Source organism: Enterobacter sp. 22466 (assembly GCF_052044775.1).
In the GTDB taxonomy this organism is placed as follows: Bacteria; Pseudomonadota; Gammaproteobacteria; order Enterobacterales; family Enterobacteriaceae; genus Enterobacter; species Enterobacter dissolvens.
The window spans coordinates 134981-156708 of sequence record NZ_JBQENX010000005.1; the positions used below are offsets into that span (position 1 = coordinate 134981).

11 protein-coding genes and 2 pseudogenes are annotated in these 21728 nt (G+C 55.5%); 2 read left to right on the plus strand and 11 right to left on the minus strand.

Going from position 1 to position 21728, the window contains the following annotated elements:
- Positions 1 to 134 precede the first annotated feature (134 nt).
- From ACTJJI_RS14890 to ACTJJI_RS14925, 8 genes and pseudogenes are all read right to left on the minus strand, one after another.
- Complete coding sequence (locus ACTJJI_RS14890; RefSeq protein ID WP_440654641.1) at positions 135 to 710, minus strand: hypothetical protein; 576 nt, start codon at positions 708 to 710, stop codon at positions 135 to 137.
- A gap of 16 nt (positions 711 to 726) precedes the next feature.
- Positions 727 to 1236: a DUF2247 family protein gene (locus ACTJJI_RS14895; RefSeq protein ID WP_440654643.1), complete on the minus strand. Its 510-nt coding sequence runs from the start codon at positions 1234 to 1236 to the stop codon at positions 727 to 729.
- A gap of 1 nt (position 1237) precedes the next feature.
- Positions 1238 to 2084 (minus strand): annotated as a pseudogene (locus tag ACTJJI_RS14900) (VENN motif pre-toxin domain-containing protein); the annotation flags it as partial.
- Positions 2085 to 2168: 84 nt separating this feature from the next.
- Positions 2169 to 2369, minus strand: coding sequence for a hypothetical protein (locus ACTJJI_RS14905; protein WP_072207571.1), 201 nt, complete (start codon positions 2367 to 2369; stop codon positions 2169 to 2171).
- 456 nt (positions 2370 to 2825) lie between these two features.
- Positions 2826 to 3344 (minus strand): annotated as a pseudogene (locus tag ACTJJI_RS14910) (VENN motif pre-toxin domain-containing protein); the annotation flags it as partial.
- 172 nt (positions 3345 to 3516) lie between these two features.
- Positions 3517 to 3738 (minus strand): hypothetical protein, encoded by a 222-nt coding sequence (locus ACTJJI_RS14915; protein WP_058684337.1) that lies wholly within the window; start codon positions 3736 to 3738, stop codon positions 3517 to 3519.
- A complete protein-coding gene (locus ACTJJI_RS14920; protein WP_440654646.1) occupies positions 3735 to 13715 on the minus strand; it encodes a hemagglutinin repeat-containing protein in 9981 nt (3326 codons plus the stop codon). Before ACTJJI_RS14920 ends, ACTJJI_RS14915 begins: the two co-directional genes overlap by 4 nt.
- Before the next feature lie 9 nt (positions 13716 to 13724).
- A complete protein-coding gene (locus tag ACTJJI_RS14925) occupies positions 13725 to 15398 on the minus strand; it encodes a ShlB/FhaC/HecB family hemolysin secretion/activation protein (RefSeq protein ID WP_440654762.1) in 1674 nt (557 codons plus the stop codon).
- A gap of 260 nt (positions 15399 to 15658) precedes the next feature.
- On the opposite strand from ACTJJI_RS14925, the gene ACTJJI_RS14930 reads away from it, so the two are divergent.
- Entirely contained in the window at positions 15659 to 16828 is a 1170-nt protein-coding gene (locus ACTJJI_RS14930; RefSeq protein ID WP_014833366.1) for a DNA repair ATPase, read from the plus strand.
- Here ACTJJI_RS14930 and ACTJJI_RS14935 read toward each other — a convergent pair whose 3' ends face one another.
- The gene (locus tag ACTJJI_RS14935; RefSeq protein ID WP_248041713.1) at positions 16829 to 17593 is read right to left on the minus strand and encodes a siderophore-interacting protein; all 765 of its coding nucleotides are present in this window, start codon (positions 17591 to 17593) and stop codon (positions 16829 to 16831) included.
- A gap of 146 nt (positions 17594 to 17739) precedes the next feature.
- On the opposite strand from ACTJJI_RS14935, the gene ACTJJI_RS14940 reads away from it, so the two are divergent.
- A complete protein-coding gene (locus tag ACTJJI_RS14940; protein ID WP_047361255.1) occupies positions 17740 to 18234 on the plus strand; it encodes a PadR family transcriptional regulator in 495 nt (164 codons plus the stop codon).
- Here ACTJJI_RS14940 and ACTJJI_RS14945 read toward each other — a convergent pair.
- Together ACTJJI_RS14945 and ACTJJI_RS14950 are read right to left on the minus strand one after the other, a co-directional pair.
- The gene (locus ACTJJI_RS14945; RefSeq protein ID WP_046887368.1) at positions 18231 to 19790 is read right to left on the minus strand and encodes a methyl-accepting chemotaxis protein; all 1560 of its coding nucleotides are present in this window, start codon (positions 19788 to 19790) and stop codon (positions 18231 to 18233) included. The two genes, ACTJJI_RS14940 and ACTJJI_RS14945, sit on opposite strands and share 4 nt — an antisense overlap.
- A gap of 336 nt (positions 19791 to 20126) precedes the next feature.
- Positions 20127 to 21647 (minus strand): methyl-accepting chemotaxis protein, encoded by a 1521-nt coding sequence (locus ACTJJI_RS14950; protein WP_440654649.1) that lies wholly within the window; start codon positions 21645 to 21647, stop codon positions 20127 to 20129.
- Between the last annotated feature and the right edge of the window lie 81 nt (positions 21648 to 21728).

Here is a 21728-nt window from a genome sequence, read left to right on the forward strand (position 1 = left end):
TCGGAACCAACGACCGATTCGCGGTTTTGCACCCCAATATCCACTTTTAGCCAACATTGTTAAAGACCCTATAGCATCACTGGGCAAATTATATGTAAGAAGATTGACTAGCCTAACCTGAAATACTTGCCCTCTTAATTCCTGCTAGAAATTAATGGTTCCATTAGTTTACCGATCCAAGTTTTACATTGTCCGCTGCGCAAGTTCCATGCCATAGCTTGTTTATTTTTATATTTAGTATAAATCTCATCTAAATTATCTTCGCTAGAAATTTTTAATTCTTGTGGAATTTCAACTACTCCTTGATAATCAATGCCAACATAACGCTTTCCAGCTTCAGGAATGAATGCTGTTCTCCTTAATATTTGCCTTCCGCTTGAATTATCCAGTACGTAGAGCGACCAATATTTATTAGCTTGAATACGACTTTCCATAAAATGATGTAATCCTCCATCCATGAAGTTATTGCTGATATATATCATATCAGCCTCTTCAAAACAGTCACCATTTTTCTCAAAACGTTGTAAAAAAACTAATCCCCGATGACGTTCATTAACTTGTGTATATATTATTGCTGAATCGACACCAGTATAGGGCTGGTAACGTTTTGTACCAACAGGCCCGGGTGTGCAGGCAGTAATTATAAATATCAAAGCAACAACAAAGTGAATCTTAATACATCCCATCCTTATTAACCTCAACTCCTTCATCTTAATCACCACATATTTAACATTTAAATATAGCGGATTCTTTTTTCAAATAAAACTCCCAGTTACACATTAATCTTTCAATGTTTTCCTCGTAAGTATGAATAGATGGATCATATCCATCAGAAGGCGGCATATATTTAATGAATGATTCCATTTCGACTGGATAGCCAAAATCCGAATAGACATTCTCAACTTCTCCCAATGGTTCTGAAAAGCTTCTTCTGTTATCCCAAAGCCAACCAAGAGTTATAAACAACCATTTCCGCTTAATTATTGATTCATCCTCCCCCTCTACTTTTGAACAAATTACATTCAAACAAGACATTATATCCTCTTTTTGTTCCGGTGAAAGAAATGATAAGTTAAGCTCAGCATCAGCGTAATTCCCCGCCAGCACTTTTTTTTCTGCTTCTTTTACAGGAACATATGCTTTTATAAGATTATGCTCATAAGCCCATTTAATATCACACCAAGATAACTTGACTTTACCTTCAATAAACTCAAATGGTATTGGATATATACTCATCTCATTTTACCTTCGATTGCTTTTGATTAGGAACACCAGTGATACTACCACCCTCGATAAATCTTTGGTGCGTTATATGTCCTTTATCATCATAAATATATTCGAATATTCCTTTCTTATCATTAAATGAGCCTTCAGCTTGAAGCAATTTTCTTTCTATACCATCACCACCTTTGATAGTGAAAACCTCGCCATCCATCAACTGTTCACGGCTGAGGTAACTGGCACCTCTATGAGTAGGATCTGGTTTTAACCCACTGCCAACTCGGTCTGCGTTAAGAATTTTGTCAACAACTGAAGCTTTTAATGCTGTTTCTAAAGATGTTGCATTCGGCAATTTCTTACCCGGCAACATAATACCTGCCAGTAACCCGCCAGTGGCTTCAAGCGCCGCCTGATTTCCTCCCGCCGCCTGTTTAACCGTATCCGCAACAGTTGACCAGGTTTCACCTTGCATCAGAGCGCTAACACTGCCCGCCACCGCCTGATTCTTCCCGGCCAGGTCGCTCATGGCTTTACTGCAATAACTGTCACCAACAGCACACGACGCCAGCGCCATTGCCGCATCAGCAGCATAGTCCGCTGAACCCAAAGCCGCATCGCCGGTATCAGCAAGAGCATTGATTATGCCGTTTGCGATGGAGGAGGCTGTACCTTCACCCATCTTTTCCCTGACCTGATTTTTCAGGGATTCAGCAGCATGCTTAGCCGCTTCACGGGCCTTATCTCCAGCCAGCGAGTTATTCTCAGCCGCATTCTTCCCTGCCTGCCCCCCCGGTCACCGCCGAACCCGTACTGTCTCCAGCAAGCCCGCCAGCCATCCCGGCTGATATCGTTGCCAGCGCACTGGTCAGCATGGAACAAGGAATACTAGTGATCGAGCCGGTTGGCTGACAGATAAAAGGATCCCGGCCCGGTGGCCGGGATCCTTTTTAAGCGATCATATTGTCTAAAATACGGCCTATTTCATTAAGTAATGTACAGACTTCTTCTTTAGAAGCCCCTATTCTGGTTCCAAACTCAGGAACAGAGATACCATTACAAATCTCATTCAAAGCTGAATTCAGGATTAATAGCTCATTCTCACCAATAGTTAATTGAGCTTGTTTACCTGCAACAGATATTACGTCCATTCATCACCTCAAATTATCAAAGTATGCCCTACCGTTTACCGGTCTAAAAGCCGTTCCGCCATCAGATGCTTTTGGATTACGAATTACAACAGTACCTGTAGATTGATCCCAATAAGCCGAACGACCATTACTCAACTCTTTGGTAGATGTAGGATTCTTAATAACATTTTCAATGTGTTGTGCAAACTGAGGCCTTGTTCTTATACCCAAGCCAGTAAACTCCCCTTGCTGAAGGACATGTTTCTCAAAAGCATGCCCTCCCGCAATTTCTTTACCGACTAATTCAGAATTTAAATTCTTCCCATTCGTTGAACTATGGGCTTCATTGTTCCGCGCATTCTCCTCATCCTGCGGCTCCCAGCCTCCCGGCGAGCCAGAACCCGCACCGCCCAGTTCTGCCTTCTCGCCATCCGTCAGATCTTTGCCAATATTCGGATTCGAAGCACTCCCGGAACCGTACTTATTCTGCAACGAATTTAGATACTTACTGGTGATCTCATCATTGCCCATCATTTCCAGGGTAACAAGATGATCCAGTTCATCAGCGGTCAGTTTGTCGGCAAGTGTTTTCGCCACGGCGCCAGTAATACCGGCTTTGACCCCGATTTCCAACAACTGCTCTGCGACCTTCGTCCGGCAGGGTGCAGCAACCGCGCAACCTCTGGCAACCAGTGCCAGCGAGTTATTCTCCGCCGCATTCTTCCCGCCCTGCGCACCCGCAGTCGCAGAACCCGTACTGTCTCCAGCAAGCCCGCCAGCCATCCCGGCTGATATCGTTGCCAGCGCACTGACCGTCTGCTTCTGCTCTTCACTCAGCGTCGATAAATCTTTGACGTCAGGGTACAGCATACCCGCTATCGCCTTCGCCGCAAGCTCACCGGTCGCCGCTCCGGCCGCACCCGCTGCTGCACTGTTTCCCTGAAGCGCCGCAACCGCACCGCCCAGGATGGCACGCGCTACCACCGCTGCAGCTGTTCTTTCCTGTCGTCTGCTGCGTTCTGGCCGCGCCGCCCAGCACTATGTCTTTCGCTGCGACAATTTCCGGGAGCGCTGAACGATACCGGCGATCTGCCCGAGTACAAGCGGGGTAACGGGCATTTTGAGTAAAGGCTGATAGAACGATCCCGGCTCGGTGGCCGGGATCTTCTTATGCAGATAAGTTGTTTTTTGCTTGCTCAATCAAAAAGTTAAATTCATCAAGCTCAAAACTCCAGCTTCTGGCATTTGGACAATTAAAAATCTCTATACACATTCCTGCATCTGGTTCATTGGATATTTCTGCTACCTGATCTGTATCTAAGTAGATTTCGTAAACCACATTTTCCCGATCTGGTAAGCTCGCTATTTGAGCATGAAGTCTATTTTTCATTTTGGTGGTTCCAAAAAGCCTATAAGTTTTCCTTGAGCGTCATAACGCAGCCCTTGCCCGTTGGACGAGAATATATCCGTTACTTGACCATAGCGACCAGTGTTGCTTTGAATAACGGTTTTATTGGGATCATTCAAAATACTATCTACTATTTTTTGTCCCTGTTCGTTTATTGCTGTTGGATTCCCCTTCGCTGAAGGGAAAGCACTTCCAGGACGACTTCCATGCTTTTGAAGCGCTCTTCCGGCCAGAGTTAGATCACCTTTTTTAGAGGCTGGATCTGTATATCTTGCTCCCTCTGATAGCTCATCAACTGACCATTTACCAATCTTGTCAGTACTATTTGATGGCGCATTATCTCGTCCATTCTCCTCATCCTGAGGCTCCCAGCCGCCCGGCGTGCCCGACCCCGCTCCGCCCAGTTCTGCTTTCTCACCATCCGTCAGATCCTTGCCGATATTCGGATTCGAAGCACTCCCGGAACCGTACTTATCCTGCAACGAATTGAGATACTTACTGGTGATCTCATCATTGCCCATCATTTCCAGGGTAACAAGATGATCCAGTTCATCAGCGGTCAGTTTGTCGGCAAGTGTTTTCGCCACGGCTCCAGTAATACCAGCTTTAACTCCAATTTCCAGCAACTGCTCTGCCACCTTCGTCCGGCACGGCGCTGCAACAGCGCAGCCTCTGGCAACCAGTGCCAGCGAGTTATTCTCCGCCGACGATTTTCCAGCCTGTGCTCCCGCAGCCGCCGACGTTGTACTGTCACCCGCAAGCCCGCCAGCCATCCCCGATGCTATCGTCGCCAGTGCGCTGATCGTCTGCTTCTGCGACTCATCCAGCTCACCTGCGGTCTTGCCCGGATACAGCGACGCCATTATCGCCTTCGCCGCAAGCTCACCGGTCGCCGCTCCGGCCGCACCCGCTGCTGCACTGTTTCCCTGCAGCGCCGCAACCGCACCGCCCAGGATGGCATGCGCAATGGTTTTCGCTGCCGTATTGTTATCGATCCCCATGCCGTGACCAATACGATACGCCAGCTCCGGCGCGGATGCCCCCGCCAGTGCTGCCTTCAGGTCGCTACCCGCCAGCCCCTGAAGCGCGGCCGTCGCCGCCTGGATACCCCGCTGCAGGTCGCTACCCGTCCCGTATTTCGCCGTCGTGGTCTTATATGCATCGGTCCCTCGCAGGGCATCCTGATAGGCCTTTTTCAGGGCGTCGCTGGCATCCGCGTCCGGCTCGGTCACGCCCTCTTTCGCCAGCGCATCCCGTGCGGCCTTCAGCCCTTCTGTCTCTCCATAAGTGTTCGCAATATCCACCACCTGCGAGCCAATCTCACCAATCAACTGCACTTCCTGCAGGCGCTGCTGCTCCTTCTCCTTGTCAAATATCGGGCTGATGCTGCCGTTCGCATGTTCCGCATCGCGGCTCAGGTCCACCACATCCTGCTTCTGGTTCTCCTTATCGCGGATGATGAGCGTCCCTTCGCTCACCGCCGCCTGTGTTGTCCCTTCCGCGTGACCGCTGTTACCGCCTCCGGCCAGCAGAGCGTTCGCCATATTCCCGGCAAACTGCTTGCCGATGCTGCCGCCCGAACTGATACCCGCGCCCTGATGCTCCGTCTTAAAATCCGCCTGGTTGTGGATATCGCTAAAGCCCAGCGTGCCCGTATCTAGACGGTTTTTATCCGCCGTCGCCGTGGAGGCAATCACCCCGCCGTCGAGCTGCGTATGGTTGCCCACCGTCACGTCAAACCCGCCGTTGCCTGCAAACAGCCCGCTCTGCTCCTGCACCGAGTCGTAGTCGCTGGTCATTTTGTCGCGGCTGACATTGATGCTGCCGGAGAAACCGCCTGCACCAAAGGTGTAACCCGCACCGCCGCTGACGCTGTTCTGCTTGCTGTTGTAGTGATCGCTGTCCTGGGTGCTGGCAATCGTCAGGTCGCGCCCGATATCCGCCACCACGGTTTCGCCGCTCACCTGCGCCCCGGCGATCGTCGCGTCGCGCCCGGTGTTGATGGTCACGCGGTTACCCGCATCCACCGTGGTCTCGTTCTGCCAGACACCGTTGCCCTTCTCGTGCCCCTTGCTGCTGTTTGCGTTCGCCGAGATGCTGATGCCCGCCCCACCGGAACCGACACCCACTCCAACACCCAGGCTGCCACCGCTGCTGCTGTTTTTACCCGTTGTCTGCTGCGTGTCCTGCGAGGCAATCAGGTTGACGTCCCGTGCTGCATCAAGCGTCACGTCCTTTCCGGCCTTAATCTGGCTTCCCGCCACGGTGATGTCGCTTCCGGTGGCTTTTATCGTGACGTTATTGCCTGCACTCAGGGAGCTGCCCGTGGTCGTTTCGCTCTCCATGTGCGATGAGGATTTGGACGACTGTGACCCAATCGACGCGCTGACGCCGATGGTGTTGTTATTGCGTTTGTCAGAGTCGCCCTTCACCTGATCCAGCGCCACGGCCTGTCCGGCCTGTACGCCTGACAGCGCCGCCTGCGTACCCTGCAGTGCCGCCAGACGTGAGTCGCTGCTCTGCTTCGCGCTCTGGGCCGTGGTGACCGCGTTATTCACCGCACTCCCCGCCGCCCCGGACAGCGCTACCGTCAGTCCGCTGCTCTTCTGCTCAAATTTCTCATCGCGGGTGCGTTTGTCATGCCCCGGCTCAATCACCACGCTGTCACCGGTCAGGCTGATATCCTTCTGTGCGATGATATCTGCCCCGCCGATATGCGCCTGTTTGCCCGCTGCAATGCTGACGTTGCCGCCCGTTGAGCCGACGGTGCTGAAGCTCTCGCTCTGGGTGGTGCCCTGCTCTCGAAGGTCGTGGGTGGACTTGCTGCTGCCGATGGTGAAGCCAATGCCGCCCGTGCCCATCAGGCCGGACTTTTTGGTCTCCTTAAAGCGCCAGGCCGTGTCGGTGTTGGTCGCCGCCACGATGTCCACATTGTTGCCCGCGGAAAGGGCCACATCGCCGTCGCCAGCGACCGCAGAACCTAACACCCGCAGGTTGTTACCCGCCGACACCGTTACATTGTCGCCGCTCAGCAGCGAGCCTTTCTCCCGTGTCGCGCTGTCTTCCTCGATGGTGTGGGTGGTCTTTTTGCTCAGGAAGCCGCTACTGGTTTTAGTTTGTTCCCGATAGCGGTAATCGCTCTCCGTCGCCGTCGTCAGATTTACGTCGCGGCCTGCCGCCACGCCAATATCGCCCTGCGCTGTCACGTCAGTTGCCTGCGCGGTTACGTCGCGCCCTGCGAGGATCACCGTATTCCCCCCGCTGGCAATCTCCGTACCCTGCTGACGTACAGATTCGTCAATGGCTGTTTTTTTCTTCGCCTGGCTGCTGGAGCGTTCCATCGACGCTTCCGCCAGCAGGTTCACATCCCGACCGGCCTGAATGCCCACATTGCCTTCCGCCGCTATCGCTGCCGCACGGGCATTCACGTCGTTACCCGCCTGCAGGGTGAGGTCACCGCCCGCGCTCAGGGTGCTGCCCTGATGCGTGACGGACGCCGTCTCCGTGGTCGCGCGGTTGCGCCCGGCGCGTCCTTCGCTGGTCGCGATCTCGTTGGCGGTGATGTTGATATCATTCCCCGCCGCCATACCCAGGCGGCCACCCGCCGAGACGTTTGCGCCGGTCACGTTGATATCCTGTCCGGCGCGCATCGTCAGCCCGTCGGTGGCGGTGATGGAGGCCGTCTTGCCGACTTCGGTGCCACTGAAATGCACATTTCCCGCATCGACATTCCACTGCTGTGCGCGGGTGATGTTGTTAATGCTGCCCGCGACGCTCTCCAGCCCTACCGTTTTGCCGCTGATGGTGGATCCGATGTTATTGATATCCCCCAGCGCGCTCAGGTTCAGCCCGCCGCCTGCGCTCAGCAGTCCGGCGTTGAGGTTGCTCAGGCTGTTGCTGCTGTCGATTGAGAGCCCATTCTGCGCCGCAATGGTACTGCCGCTGTTAATGACGTTCCCGCCCGCCAGCTGGACGTTATTGCCGCTAATCACGCTGCCGCTGTGAACGGTGACATCCTTCGGCGACAGGTAGACTTTCGGGATCATCACCGTCTGACCGTTGATGGTCGCTGACTCCCACCAGAGCATGCTTTTATCGAGCGCGGCAACCTGCTCAGCCGTAAGCGCCACGCCAAATTTCAGCCCCAGCGTTTTTTGTTGCTCTGCGGCGCTGTTCATCAGGTAGCGCATCTGATCGAGATCGGAACCGATGCCGTTGATATAGCGGCTACCGGTCTGGTTCAGAATCGCGTTGCTGACGTAACGGGTATCAAACGCCGCGTCGCCGAGGAAGCGGTAGTCGCGATCCGGGTTCAGGCCGAGCCTGTCCAGGAAATAGGACGAGCCAAGGAACTGGTTCCGATCGGTGTACGCGCTGTTGGTTTCACGCGGTGTGGCACCGGGTGTTATGCCAAGCAGGTCATACAGTCCATTAAACAGGCTGTCGTCCATGTTGCCGAGGTCATCAAGCTTCGGGTTCACCGTAATCAGATACGGACTATCGGGATCAGTGGAGGGGACAAAATAGCCGTTGTTGCCGGACGGCAGCGGATAGTTACCGCTGCTGCCGTTTTGGTCGGAGAGTGATGAACCGCCGGAGATATCTTTCAGGGCATCGGAAATATTCCCCAGTTGTTCAGACAGACGAATGTCTGCACTGCCACCTTGAGCCAGTAATTCACTGTTAAGACCCTTACCAATGGCTTCAGGCGTGAGTGTATTCAGCGTTGGGGTTTTAATCGTATTACTGAACTCACCCGCATTTGCAGTGACGTTAGTATTGCTGATATCACTCGTAAAGTTTGCACTGACGTTACCGCCAGCACTGATGACTGAGCGGTATATTCCGCCATCGGCCACAAATTCGGTTGTGCGTTCACCGAGGAGATAAGGCACCCAGCCATACCAGCCGTAGTCCTCATCAAACCAGCCCCAACTTCCGTCTGCATAGTGTGTCAGAGGTTCCCATTTACTGTCGTTGCAGTCCTGATAAAACCACTCACAACGGTATTCAGCCTGAACGTAGGTTACGCGGCGTCCACCTTCGGCAGAGAGGTTATTCAGTGTTCCTCCCGTAAGAACGGCGTTACGTCCCGCAAGAATATGGCTGGCGCGGTTATCCAGCGTTCCTGCATTAACTATGATATCGCGTCCAGCTGCCATTCGGGCGGAACTGCCGGTGGCCGATACGGACACAACCGATTCACTCAGCAGGAATTGCCGGATATCTTCCCCTGTGAGGCGATAATCAACCCTGTCGCTACACTGTCCACTGCCATTTGCGCCACTGCCGACGCAACGCTCATACCTGTCAAAAACAACCTTACTGCCATCATTTTTCCAGTCTTCAAGAAGGAGGACAAAATCCGAACGTCTGCCGTTGAGGTCATAACTAAAGTAGTGTTCATCTGCAGCAGGAATGGCATCCGGGTATTCCCGTTCAGACTGGCTGACAGTCAGGCCATCGGCTTCATTGAGTAAATGGCCGGTATTAACGGTGATATCACCGCGTGTGGTCTCAATCGTACCGGAGCGGTTAATAACTTCAGCGTTTGCCTCCCCGACTGCATTCTTCTGCATCCACAGGCTGTTACCGGCCAGAATGTCGCCGTAGACGTTATGAATACGGTCGGCATATAACATCAGGTTATTGCCCGCATAAATCAGCGCCGTGTTCAGCAGCGTACCGGCGGCCGTCATCATCAGACTACCCGCTGTACCGGTGAAACCGCTGACGGTGATGTTTTCACGTGAGGTAAGCTGTACATCTCCGCCCGCCTGAAGCGAACCAGAGGCATTGAGCAACAGGCTCTGCGCGTTGAAGGTACTGCTACCGTTCCCGATGGTGAGCGTACCGTTATTCGTTAACGCGCCGCCAGCACTGAGGGCAATGGCATTGCCCTGCATTACGCCGCTGTTCGTCATGGCATTCTGCGATGAGACAGACAGCGTTTTACCTGCAGCCAGGGTGCCGGTGTTAGCGAGCGCATTCACCAGTTTCAGCGTGGCATCGCCCAGGGAAACCACATCACCACGGCCGCTGTAATTTCGCACGTCGAGCAGCAGCTTATCCCCGCTGTAGAGCTTACCGCTCACGGTATTATCGAGAACGTCACCGTTTACCGTAAGCGAAGTGGTACCTAATACCGTTCCGCTGTTGGTTACGCTCTGGTAATTTGCCTGCAAATCAGCGCCCTGGAGTGTGCCGCTGTTATCAAGCGAGCTGCCGCGCAGTTCTGCGCGTGTCGTTGCGAGGACATTTCCGCCATTCACGGCGTTCACCACATCCAGCAGCAACCTCGCCGCCTGAACCAGACCGCTGCTGCTGTTCTCCAGTTCCGGTGCGGTCAGCGTGAGTTTGCCACCGGAGAGCATTTTGCCGTCGTTCTGTACGCGGGTGGTGGCCTTCACCGAAGATTCCCCACCGCCCTGGAGCGTGCCCTGATTGTTCAGCGTGGCTGTCGATACCATCAGCGCATTCTCGCTCAGTAGCACACCGCTGGCGGTATTGTTCAGCGCACCCGAGGCATTCAGCGTCAGCGCTTCTCCCTGAAGCCGTCCGCTGTTAATGAGTTGCCCGGCGGTAACCGTGGTCGCTTTCCCCTGGATTTGCCCGGCGTTCGTTGCATTGTCCGCATCAAGCGTCAACGCGCCTGCACTGAGCAGTTTTCCTCCGGCCTGGTTATTCAGCTGCGTAAGGGCGACCGAAAGCGCATCAACGCCGGTGATCTCACCGCTGTTGTTCAGGGTACTGGCCCCCAGCGTGAGGTGTTTTGCAATCCACTGCCCGCTGTTTGCCAGCGTCAGTGCTGAGAGCGCCAGTTCTCCATTGGAGGTGATTTTGCTGCCCGTTGTCCCGGTAAGGATGCTGTCGATTTGCGCATCCAGTAAATTTTCTGCCTGGATCGCACCGCCGTTCGTAAGCGCCTGCGCATGAATAAGTACCCGTTTCCCCTGCCATTGCCCTGCGTTACGCAGATCGCCGCCCGTCACGGACAACTCGCCCGCGGTCAGTAACGATCCCGACGCGTCATTGACCAGCGTCAGTAATGGCGCCGCCATCTCCAGGCGGGCGGCCAGCGTCAGGGCGGCAATCCCGGTCAGCGTTCCGCTGTTCGTGATGTTGTCCTGATGCGCGGTGACGCGGTTCCCCTGAAGCGTACCGCTGTTGCGCAGCGTCTTTCCGTTAAGCGAAAGGTCACCGGCCGACAACATATTGCCGCTGTTAACGGTATTGACCGCATTCAGCGTGCCGTTGCCCTGGCTCATCAGTTCGCCGGTATTGCTGAGTGTTCCGGCGGTCGTCACGTCAAGTGAGCCGGTCGCAAGGGAACTTCCGCGGTTATTCCAGTCAAAGGCACGGATGCTGACATCCTGTCCCTGGAGCTGCCCTGCGGTAGTCAGCGTGGTACCTGAAAGGCCGAGTTCTCCCTCCGTCAGCGTGCGGGAGCCTGTCAGTAAATTCAGGATCCCGGCGGTCAGTGATAATGCGCTATCGCCCTGTAACAGACCGGCATTTTCCAGACGATCGGCATTCAGCGTCAGGGTGTTGCCCACCATGCTGCCCGCACTGGACACCGACTGTGCCGTGATGCGGTTGGCCCCGTGAGCCAGCAGCAGACCACCCGCGCTGTTCTTCAGCGTCTCGTAATCAATTGCCAGTGAAGCACCGCTCAGCTCGCCGCTGTTGGTCAGATTTGAACCAGAGAGAGAAAGCGCCGCGTCGCTGGTGATAATACCGGCGTTGTTCAGTTCAGAGAGGGAAAGCGACAGCGCCGCCGGGCTGTACAGCACGCCGCTGCTGCGGTTATTCAGCAGACGGGTGACCAGCGACAGCGTTTGTCCGGCGTGGATCAGACCACCGTTAATGACCTCAGGGCTGTCGATTGCAAGCGAGGAGGCCGTCAGGGTTCCACCGTTGCTGAGATGGCCGGTTTCAACCTTAAGCCCTGAGGCTGATGATTTCCCCGTGTGGTTGAGGCTGCTGTCAGCCTTCAGAGTCAGGTTGCCTTTGGCAGCCTGAGTGCCTTCAAGGTTTGCGTTTTGCACGGCCACGCCGACGCTGTTGCCCTGCGTCTGTGCCGTGGCCGTGGTGTTGAGGCTGCGGCCCTGCACGGTGACGGCGCCACCGGCACTGGTTTCACCTGCCAGCGTGGTATCGGTGTTGTTCAGCGCCACGTCCCCGTCGCTGTGGGTCACTGACTTTGCACTGGCGGTGAACGTCTCTGCTGAGGTGGTAACCCCCCGGACACCGGAAAGCGTACCGCTGTTGACGATCTGCGCCGCGTTCAGCGTCAGCGTGTCATCGCTGATAAGCGCGCCGCTGTTGTTCAGGTTACCGCTCGCGGTTACGGTGGTTTTGCCTTTCGCGCCGGTCTCACCGGAAAGCGTGGCATTGCGTGCGCGGATATCCAGCGTGGAGGCGCTCTTCAGCGTGCCAGAGCTGGTGATATCCGTTCCGGAGACGGTCAGACTGTTGCCCTGAACGGTGCCGGTATTGCTGAATTTACCGGTGTTAATCCGGGCATCCGCCACGGCGGCTAATGTGCCATTGTTCGCGAGGCTGCCCGCGCTGACGGCGAGAGAGTGTCCGGCGGCGGTGCTGCCTTTCAGTTGGCTGTGGCCAGACGTGGTAAGCGCGATGTTGCCACTGGCATTTGTTGTGCTGCGGCTCTCCTGCGTCAGCGTCTGCGCGGTGAGGGCAATCTCTGCGGCACTGAGACTTCCCTGCTGCACCAGCTCGCCACCCTTGACCGACAACTGCTGACCCGCCACAACAGAACCGTTAAGCGCCGCGTTTTTCTCAGCATTTACGGCAAGATGACGGCCCGCGCTTGCCCGGGCATCTGCACTCTGGATCAGGGTGGTCGCGGCAAGCGTAGCGTCATTTGCCGCCGTGAACGCACCGCCGTTTTGCGTCAGCGTGCCGCGGGTTGTTAACTGAAGATTGTTATCGGCGGCAACGTGAGCCTGGTCAAGCGTCAGCGCCGTCTGGCCGGAGACGGTGACGTTGCCACCCGCTTTATGGTCCCCGCGTAACGTTACGTCTGCCGCGCTGACCGTGGTGCTGCCACTGGCAAGGGTGTCTTTCAGTACCACTTTTCCCGCGCTGCTGAGCGCAATATCTCCCTGTCGCGCGTTAAGGTTGCCCAGGTTTACGCCCACCCCCGTTTCACTGGAGACCAGACGGATCCTGTTTGCGTACATGCCGCCCAGCGCGCCGGTGTCCACCGCGACCTTCGGGGCGGTACCTTCACCTTTTAACGCACTGACGCTGCCATCCGCCGCTACGCGGTTCGCCCCTGCAACGACACGTAAATCTTTCGCATGCAGTTGCGCGTTGATCTCCGTCGCACGGGAGATGATCGACACCGCATCGCTCTGCGAGCCATTCAGGCCCGCGCCCTCGATGGTGACCGCACCCTGGGTTACATCAAGAGATTGCAGCTTACCGCTGGCATCAAGCACCGGTTTACCCGTGGTGAGGGTCACATTCGGCGTGTTGATAAATCCGCAGCCGTTACAGGTGATACCGTAGGGATTCGCCACAATGACGTTCGCCGCCTTGCCGGCCACTTCGGTATAGCCCTGCAAATTCGAGCGGTTAGCGCCGGTGACTTCGTTGATGATGCCTTTGGCTTCCTGCCCGGCCTTCAGGTTGGGGTTATTCTGGATAAGCCCGCCAAGCTGAGTCTGGTTAAGCTGCCCGGTCGCGTTATTGAGGATCAGCCCCTCTTTCCCGACGTTGTAGTCGTTGTATTTGTTATGGGAAATACCGGACTGGTTCGGCGTGGCGATGTTCACCACCGGCACGCCGTTGGCCGCCTTGTCGATCTGCGTATTGCCGGACGGGGTGATGGATGCCGCCACCGCGGGTGACAGCGGCTGCGTTGCCAGCAGCACGCTCAGTAACGCGCTCAGTGCGCGCTGTGAAAAACGAACCTGATCCTGTTTCATCATCCCTGTCCCTTAGAAAGCCACTGATACGCGGTAGTAAATCGTGAGGTGATCCGGTGCCAGCCAGTCCGGATACGCCATCGGTGTGCCAACGGTAAACTGGCTAGAATAGCCGCGATGAGCCGTCGTCAGACCAAACGCGGCGCCCCACAGCGTGCCGGAGGCGTAACGGTCAAAGCCGTCCTTCTTCAGCCAGCCACCGTCAACTGCCGCCAGCAGGCCAACATCCCCCACCCACGGCAGCGTAAAGAGCGAATAATTAAGTTCATTTCGCCAGTAACCGCCGTTATCACCGGAGAGGTACTGCTCTTTGAAGCCGCGCACGGAGGCCTCTCCCCCCAGCGTCAGGCGCTCGCTGCCGTACAGCCGGTCCGGCGACCACTGGAAATAGACGCTGGTCAGCCACCACAGCTTGTCGGCAACCGGGCGCTGAAAACTGCCGTTGACGCTCCATTTGCGAAACTCGGCTCTCGGCTCATCGCCATGCTTGTCGTTATCATCTTCGGCGCCAAACCACGGCACACCCTGAGTGAAGGTCGGGTTCAGAGTCGCCACACCGGAGGCAATTTTTTGCGTGTGGTTAAGGCCCAGGGAGAAACTTGAAAGTTTGCGGCTGCTGGTAGCCAGCAGAACATCGTCGAGATAGTTATGGTTGATGCGGTGGGTGATGCCCGCCGACACACCGGTTTTGATATCGCCATTGCGGAACAGCACCCAGGAGCCATTCAGACGGTGGGTTTCAGTGTCGCCCGTCGATCGCCAGAGCCAGCCGTTATTGTCGATGGTGCTGAGGTAGTTGCTCCAGCTGTAGCTGTAGTCCAGCAAGCCGTAGCCATAAGGCACGCTGACCCCGGCGGCAAAATTCTGCGCATCATGGCTGTTCGAAAAATCGCTGCTGCGCCCGCCGCTGATAAACCACTTATCCGCCAGCCCCAGCAGGTTATTGCCGTACAGCGCGCCATTGAGTTGTCCGGTACCGGTACTCTTTTGCCCGCTGTTATCGAAACTCACTGAACCGCCGAGCGGGAATTCAGGCGAAGCCGTCAGATTAACGACAGAATAGCCCTGCCTGTCGCCGGGCAAAATTTCTATTTCAACCGGGGTCTGACGTACGCGATTGAGCTGCTCCATGCCCTGTTCGATATCGCGCAGGTTAAGAATTTTCCCTTCGAGGCCGGGGAAGGTCATGCTCAGCGTGCGGGCGGGAACCCCTTCAAGCCGGATTTGCTGGAGTTTGCCTTCCAGTACCGCGAGATGCAGTACGCCACCAGAGAGATCCTGCTCGGTTAAAAATGCGCGGCTGGTGATATACCCCCGGCTGATATACCAGTCAGAGACGGCGTTGGTCAGGGCGTTGAGACGCGCCATATCAAGACACTGGTTCACCCACGGCGCAACCAGGCGATCTTTGGCTAACGGAGAAAGAAGGGTGGTACCCGTCAGTTCGATACGCGAGATAACAAAACAGGGACCTTGCGGAGTCGCGGTACTGTCGGGCTGAACAGGACGCGGTAATACCACGCTGCGCTCCAGCTCTTCACGCTGGCGCTGGTTTTCATCCAGCAGCTGCTGCTGTTGCTGCTGAATAGTATTACGGTCGGCCGGAGACAGGGGTGTCGCCTGCGCAGCACCTGCCAGCAAGGCCATGCCAGCCAGCACCTGTAGTATCGACGTTTTCCCTGTCATCACTGCCACTCCTTGCTAAAAGTCCGTTTTCAGACTTGCCTGTCAAAAAACGCGCAACTTATGTCAAAAAGTAAACAGTGTAAATACACACATTTAATTTAAGGTCTATTTTGCTGCATTTTCAGAATTTAGCGGGTGACACTGCGTAAATCTAAAGAAATCCCCCATCGCGCCGATCATCATCCGTGTGTATTATTTCCTGTAGCGTTTCCAACAACTAACCTTAACTCAAATACTTAAGCGCCAAAGCGAAAGGCATCATGAGCACACCGATCAAACGGCTAGAAATCATTAAAAATGCCATTGAACTGGAAGATGACGACATCATTCAGAGCCAGCTGACCCGGCTGAAAAATGAAGCGTTTGACGATGAGCTACAGGCAATCGTCGTGGCGCTTGAGCAGAAAAATTACACCGCAGCCATCGCCGCGATTGCCGCCTGGCTGCAGAGCCAGCGTGCCGTTACCCCCTGGCGCGATCCGCAGGTCGCCGCGAGCAAACTGGAACTGAAAGCACTGGAAGAGCGACTGCGCGATCTGATTGACCGCCGTAACGCGCGCGTACAGCAGCTTGATGAGTTTAACGATCTCTATTTCTCCCGCCTGGGCCCGCTGATGCAGCAGATCCTCGCCCTGCGTAAAACGCTGGCCGAGCTGAACCTGCGCCGCCAGCAGGCTGAAGCGCGTCGTCGCGAGGAAGACTATCGCCGCTGTCAGCGCTACATGGCCCAGGCCGTGGAGGTGCTGGCAACACTCACCCAGCGCTGGCGCGATCTGCCTGCCGATTCCGTACAGGCAGCCGAGGCGCGTAAGCATCTGCAGCAGCAAAGTAACCTGATTGCCAACCTGCTGGCCGAGGCGCTGGAGCTGGAGAGCGGCTTAACGCGTGAGGAAGAGCCAGCGCGTCAGGCGCGTGACGAAGCCAACGAAGAGTACGAGAAATACCGCGAGCAGCATCAGGATGCCGAAGTGCGTCTGCGTAAAGGGAAGGATCTTTCACAAGAGGATCGGGACGAGCTGAAACGGCTCTGGCGGCAGGCGAGCAAGCTGTGTCACCCGGATCTGGTGGCGGACGATTTGAAAGAAGAAGCCAACGCGATGATGGTGCAGCTCAATCAGGCTAAACAGCGTGGCGACGTCAAAGCCATTCGTTCTCTGGTGGCGCGCCTGCAGCAGGGCTTCGAGCCGCTGATGGCAAGCGACAGGCTGAACGATCTGGAGCGCATCCGCAAAAAAATGGCCCAAGTTCGCGAGCAGATCGACACCTTAGTGAACGAGCTGGCGGAGCTGGAGAAAGAAGAATCCTGGCTGCTGGTGTCGTCACTCAGCAATATGGAAGCGTACTTCGCGCAGCAGGAAAAGGCGCTGAACGAGGTCCGCGCCTCGCTCGAACATCAGGTGAGCGAAGCGCAGCTCGATTCGGCAGCGTAACTATTTCGCGTGCCAGTACGCGCTGGCACGCACCAGCTGCTGATCGATAGCCTCCGTCTCAAACAGACGGCTCAGGTTTTTAACCACCTTCCCTTCCCCGGTCAGCCAGATAAAGTAATCTTCCGCCGGAACGTTCAGCGCCGCCAGATGCTCAGCCACTGCCTGCTCGTTGTGGCCTGTCACCCAGGTGATGTTGAACGCGCTCAGGTGCGCCAGATAGTCCTTGTACGATTCATCTCCGACGGTAACCACCGCGTGAATTTCCGGGCGATTCGGCAAGCTGGCGATGCCTTCCAGGCGGCGACGCAACGCCGGCATCCCGGACTCATCGCACACGTACAGCTGCCAGGCGTAATCCTCCGCGACCACCAGCGAACCGCGCGGACCACCAATCGTCAGCCTGTCGCCCGCTTTCGCCTCTACTGCCCACTGGCTGGCAACGCCGCCGTCATGCACGAAGAAATCGAGCACCAGCTCGTGCTTCGCGGCGTCATACAGCGGCGTGTAGTCGCGGGTTTGCGGACGCACGCCGTCCCCCCAGTCAATGCCGTCGTCGGTGACCACCGGCGGTACAAATGTTGTTCCCGGAGCCGGGAAAAACACTTTGGTGTGGTCGTCGAAACCGCGGGAGCTAAAGCCCTCCAGCGCCTCGCCGCCTAAAACAATGCGCTGAAAACCAGCGCTTACACGCTCAACACGGAGCACGATCAGTTCACGAAAACGCAGCTCGTTACGCACGCGTTGTGGATAGCGGGTGGTTGCCATGTTCAGTCCCTTCTCAGGTGAATACGATATATCGAAATTAATTTTAAATGATAATGATTGCTAATCAGCAAGAATGCAAGATCTTTTAGATTGCATCTGAATATATCTTAGATATAGTTTAGATATATCATTTTGAGAGAGACACTATGCGAAACGAACATGATGGCGGTGGACGTCGACCACGCTTTTTTGGTCACGGCGATCTGCGGCTGGTGATTCTGGATATTCTGACCCGCAACGCGAGCCACGGTTACGAGCTGATCAAAGAGATTGAGAACCTGACCCAGGGGAACTATACCCCGAGTCCTGGCGTGATTTACCCGACGCTGGATTATCTTCAGGATCAGGCCTTTATCACCATTACGGAAGAAGAGAATGGGCGTAAGCGTATTGCCATCAACGCGACAGGACAGCAGTGGCTGGACGAAAACCAGGAACAGCTGGAGCAGATTCAGGCGCGGATCAAAGCACGCGCGGTCGGCTTCCAGCTACGCAAAAACCCGCAGATGAAGCGGGCCCTGGAAAACTTCAAAGCGGTGTTGGATTTGAAGGTGAATCAGGGAGCGCTCAGCGACGCGCAGCTTAAGCAGATCGTTGGCGTGATCGACCGCGCGGCGCTGGAGATCTCCCAGCTGGATTAAGCCGGTGCGTGCGCGCTCACGCGGAAGACGCGTACCAGCTCTTTCAGGTGCATCGCCTGCTCGTTGAGGGACGCCGCCGCGGCAACAGACTCCTCCACCAGCGCGGAGTTTTGCTGGGTTGTGGCATCAATCAGGCCAATCGCGCTGTTAATCTGCGAGATCCCCTCTGTCTGCTCGTGGCTCGCCTGGCGGATCTCACGCAGGATCACATCCATCTCTTCCACGTTGCCCACCATGCCGTTGATCAGCTCGCTCGCCTTCTCAACCAGGTTCATTCCGTCCTGCGTCTGGCTGGTGGAGCTTTCAATCAGCTCACGGATCTCACTGGCCGATGAAGCACTCTTCTGCGCGAGCTGGCGCACTTCACCAGCCACCACTGCAAAGCCACGACCATGCTCGCCCGCCCGGGCCGCTTCCACCGCCGCGTTCAGCGCCAGAATATTGGTCTGGAAGGCAATGGCATCGATCAGGTCGATGATGTCGGACATCCGGTTTGAGGTCTCGTTAATCAGGCGCATTTTGCTGGTCACCTGCTTCATCATCTCACCGTTGTTTTTGACCACCTTCGCGGCATCCGCCGACAGGTTGGTCGCTTCTCCGGTATGCGAAGCGGTGTTTTTCACCGTCGCGGTGATCTGCTCCATCGAGGCCGCGGTCTGTTCCACAGAGCTGGCCTGCTCTTCCGTGCGCGCGGCCAGATCCTGGTTCCCGGCGACAATCTGCGCGGCGGCGCTGGAGATATTCTCCGAGCCGGTCTGCACCTGCTGCACAATGTCCAGCAGACGCGTTTTCATCTCCATCAGGGCATGCAGCAACAGGCCGGTTTCGTCTTTACCGTGCGAGGTGATACTGCCGGTGAGATCGCCATCCGCAATCGCCGCCGCAAACTCCACGGCCTGGCCCAGCGGACGGGTAATGGAACGCACGATAAACCAGCCAATCAGGCTGCCTGCCGCCACGCTGAAGAGGGTGATGAGGATCAGCAACAGACGGTTGCTCCTGAAATCACTCTCCACCTGCACGCCGGCGTTTTGCATCTCGGTATTCTGAATCGCAATCAGCGCCTGCACTTTGGCTTTATAGGCCTGCTGCAGTTTTAGCGTGTTGGTCATCATCTCCTGAACGGCACCGGCACGATCGTGGTTCTGCACCGCCTGCAAAATACGATACCGCGAGTCCAGATACTGCTGGCGCACGCCGCGTATCTCGGCGAGAACCTGCTGCGATTGTTGATCCTGCAGTGCCTTGTTCAGCTCGCCGAGGATCACCGTGATGTGCTCGCTAATCTCTTTGAGATGCTGCTGCGACTGCGCCGTGTACGTCCCCTGTTCATCCAGCAGCATGAGTTGCTGAGTGCTAATAAATTCCTGGAAGTTGTCGATTAACTGGTTCGCTTTTACCGTGGTCGGATAATCACTGGTAATGATGGATTGCATCCCGTTGTTTGCCCGGTTCAGACTCATTAAAGACAAACTCGCGCTCACCACCATCAGGACAATAAAGAATCCAAACGCCAGAAATAATTTCGTGCCGATTTTTACGTCATGTAAGAACATATTTACTCCATCGATGTGATTATTTCTCAGACGATCACCGTTATCGGTAACGAAACCGCTAACTTTATGACTTTGATCGTTTTTTTATTTCATAACCATCACAATGGATAGGCAGAGGCTATTAATATGGCCGTATCGATCGTTACTCAACTACCAGACGGGGCATTTCTGAAATAGCATCGGGAAAAAATGACTTAGGCAGGGATAAATAACTGAGGCACTTTCTTTAGTTATTTAATATAAAATTAACATTAAACCGCAGAAATAATCACAAATGAAGCGAAGGAAGCCGTTTAATCCTGACAGAATAAACGGCTTTTCTGGAACATTACAGACTCAATGGAGTACCGTCACCGCATCCTGAAGACGTCCGGCACGGTGTTTTACCATCGCGGAGATCTGCGCACTCTCCTCAACCAGATCCGCGTTTTTCTGCGTGATGCTGTCCAGTTCAGCCACCGCGCGGGTTAACTCCGAGAGCCCGGTAGCCTGTTCAGAGGTGGAATGGCTAATCTGCGCGATCAGCTGCGTGACGTTTTTCACCTGCTCAACGATATCATCCATGGTGCGCCCTGCGGCGTGTACCTGCTCAGATCCGGACTGTACCTTGCTGGCGCTGGCATCAATCAGCTTACGGATATCGTTGGCGGCGTTCGCGCTGCGGCTGGCAAGATGGCGAACTTCACCGGCCACCACCGCAAAGCCTTTGCCCTGCTCACCGGCTCGTGCCGCTTCTACTGCCGCATTCAGGGCCAGGATATTGGTCTGGAAGGCAATATCATTGATCAGGGTGGTAATGGAGCCGATACGCTGGGTACTGTCGGCGATATCGTCCATGGTTTTGACCACCGTCTGCATCGCGTTGCCGCCTTTGGTTGCCGCACTGCTGGCGGCCACGGAGAGTTTGTCCACCTCGGTGGCCGTTTCAGAGTTACTCTGAACGGAGGCCGCCATCTGGTTCATCGTCGCCACGGTCTGCTGCACGTTTGCAACGGTCTGACGCGTGCGGTCGTTCAGATCCTCATTACCCTGCGCCAGCTTGTCGCTGCCGTCGCGCACGCTCACCACCTGACTTGAAACATCATGGATTAACCAGCGACACATCAGCCCTAACTGCCCCACCGCGCGCAGAGTGAGTCCCAGCTCGTCGCTGCGGTTGAGATGCTGCACGCTATTGCGCTCGCCGGTTGCCACCTTCAGCGCCTGACGCGCCACGTTCTCTATCGGGCGGACAATCTGCTGCTCAAACAACAACGTGCCGAGCAGCATCACGACAGCTGCCGCGACCAACGCCACCCAGCCTGCTGAGGTTACCACCAGCGTGGCGGCGAGCGCGCCAAAGAGCACCGCCATCACGCCGCGTACCCGCCAGCGCAGCGGCATCGCCGGTAGCTTTCCGAGCCAGCCCTGACGCACCACCAGCCCTTTATGGATCCGTTTATTACAGCGTCCGGCATTCAGGGCCTTATAGAGTGGCTCCACGGTGGCGATCTCTTCTGCCGTCGCTTTGGTGCGAATCGACATATAGCCAGTGACCTTCCCGTGGCGCACCATCGGCACCGCGTTGGCGCGCACCCAGTAGTGATCGCCATTTTTACGGCGGTTTTTGACAATTCCGCTCCACGGCTCGCCCTGTTGCAGGGTGTACCACATATCGGCAAACGCGTCTTTCGGCATATCAGGGTGGCGCACCAGGTTATGCGGCTGACCCATCAGCTCATTAAGCTGATAGCCACTCACCTGAACAAAGGTGTCATTAGCATGAGTCAGATAGCTGTGGACGTCTGTGGTAGACATTAAGGTGGTGTCATCCTCCAGAAGATATTCATTCTGGGTGACATAGGTTGGAGAGGACATCGTGAGCATCCCTTGCAGGTTATTTGAATGTTAATTTTGTGGTTTATTGTTTTTTCGGCGGTAAACAATTTATCTTTAGTT

What these genes read in the sequence shown, in the direction of transcription:
- ACTJJI_RS14890 (WP_440654641.1), bottom strand. Translation starts at nt 710, where the DNA reads ATGAAGGAGTTGAGGTTAATAAGGATGGGATGTATTAAGATTCACTTT.
- ACTJJI_RS14895 (WP_440654643.1), bottom strand. Translation starts at nt 1,236, where the DNA reads ATGAGTATATATCCAATACCATTTGAGTTTATTGAAGGTAAAGTCAAG.
- ACTJJI_RS14905 (WP_072207571.1), bottom strand. Translation starts at nt 2,369, where the DNA reads ATGGACGTAATATCTGTTGCAGGTAAACAAGCTCAATTAACTATTGGT.
- ACTJJI_RS14915 (WP_058684337.1), bottom strand. Translation starts at nt 3,738, where the DNA reads ATGAAAAATAGACTTCATGCTCAAATAGCGAGCTTACCAGATCGGGAA.
- ACTJJI_RS14920 (WP_440654646.1), bottom strand. Translation starts at nt 13,715, where the DNA reads ATGATGAAACAGGATCAGGTTCGTTTTTCACAGCGCGCACTGAGCGCG.
- ACTJJI_RS14925 (WP_440654762.1), bottom strand. Translation starts at nt 15,398, where the DNA reads ATGACAGGGAAAACGTCGATACTACAGGTGCTGGCTGGCATGGCCTTG.
- ACTJJI_RS14930 (WP_014833366.1), top strand. Translation starts at nt 15,659, where the DNA reads ATGAGCACACCGATCAAACGGCTAGAAATCATTAAAAATGCCATTGAA.
- ACTJJI_RS14935 (WP_248041713.1), bottom strand. Translation starts at nt 17,593, where the DNA reads ATGGCAACCACCCGCTATCCACAACGCGTGCGTAACGAGCTGCGTTTT.
- ACTJJI_RS14940 (WP_047361255.1), top strand. Translation starts at nt 17,740, where the DNA reads ATGCGAAACGAACATGATGGCGGTGGACGTCGACCACGCTTTTTTGGT.
- ACTJJI_RS14945 (WP_046887368.1), bottom strand. Translation starts at nt 19,790, where the DNA reads ATGTTCTTACATGACGTAAAAATCGGCACGAAATTATTTCTGGCGTTT.
- ACTJJI_RS14950 (WP_440654649.1), bottom strand. Translation starts at nt 21,647, where the DNA reads ATGTCCTCTCCAACCTATGTCACCCAGAATGAATATCTTCTGGAGGAT.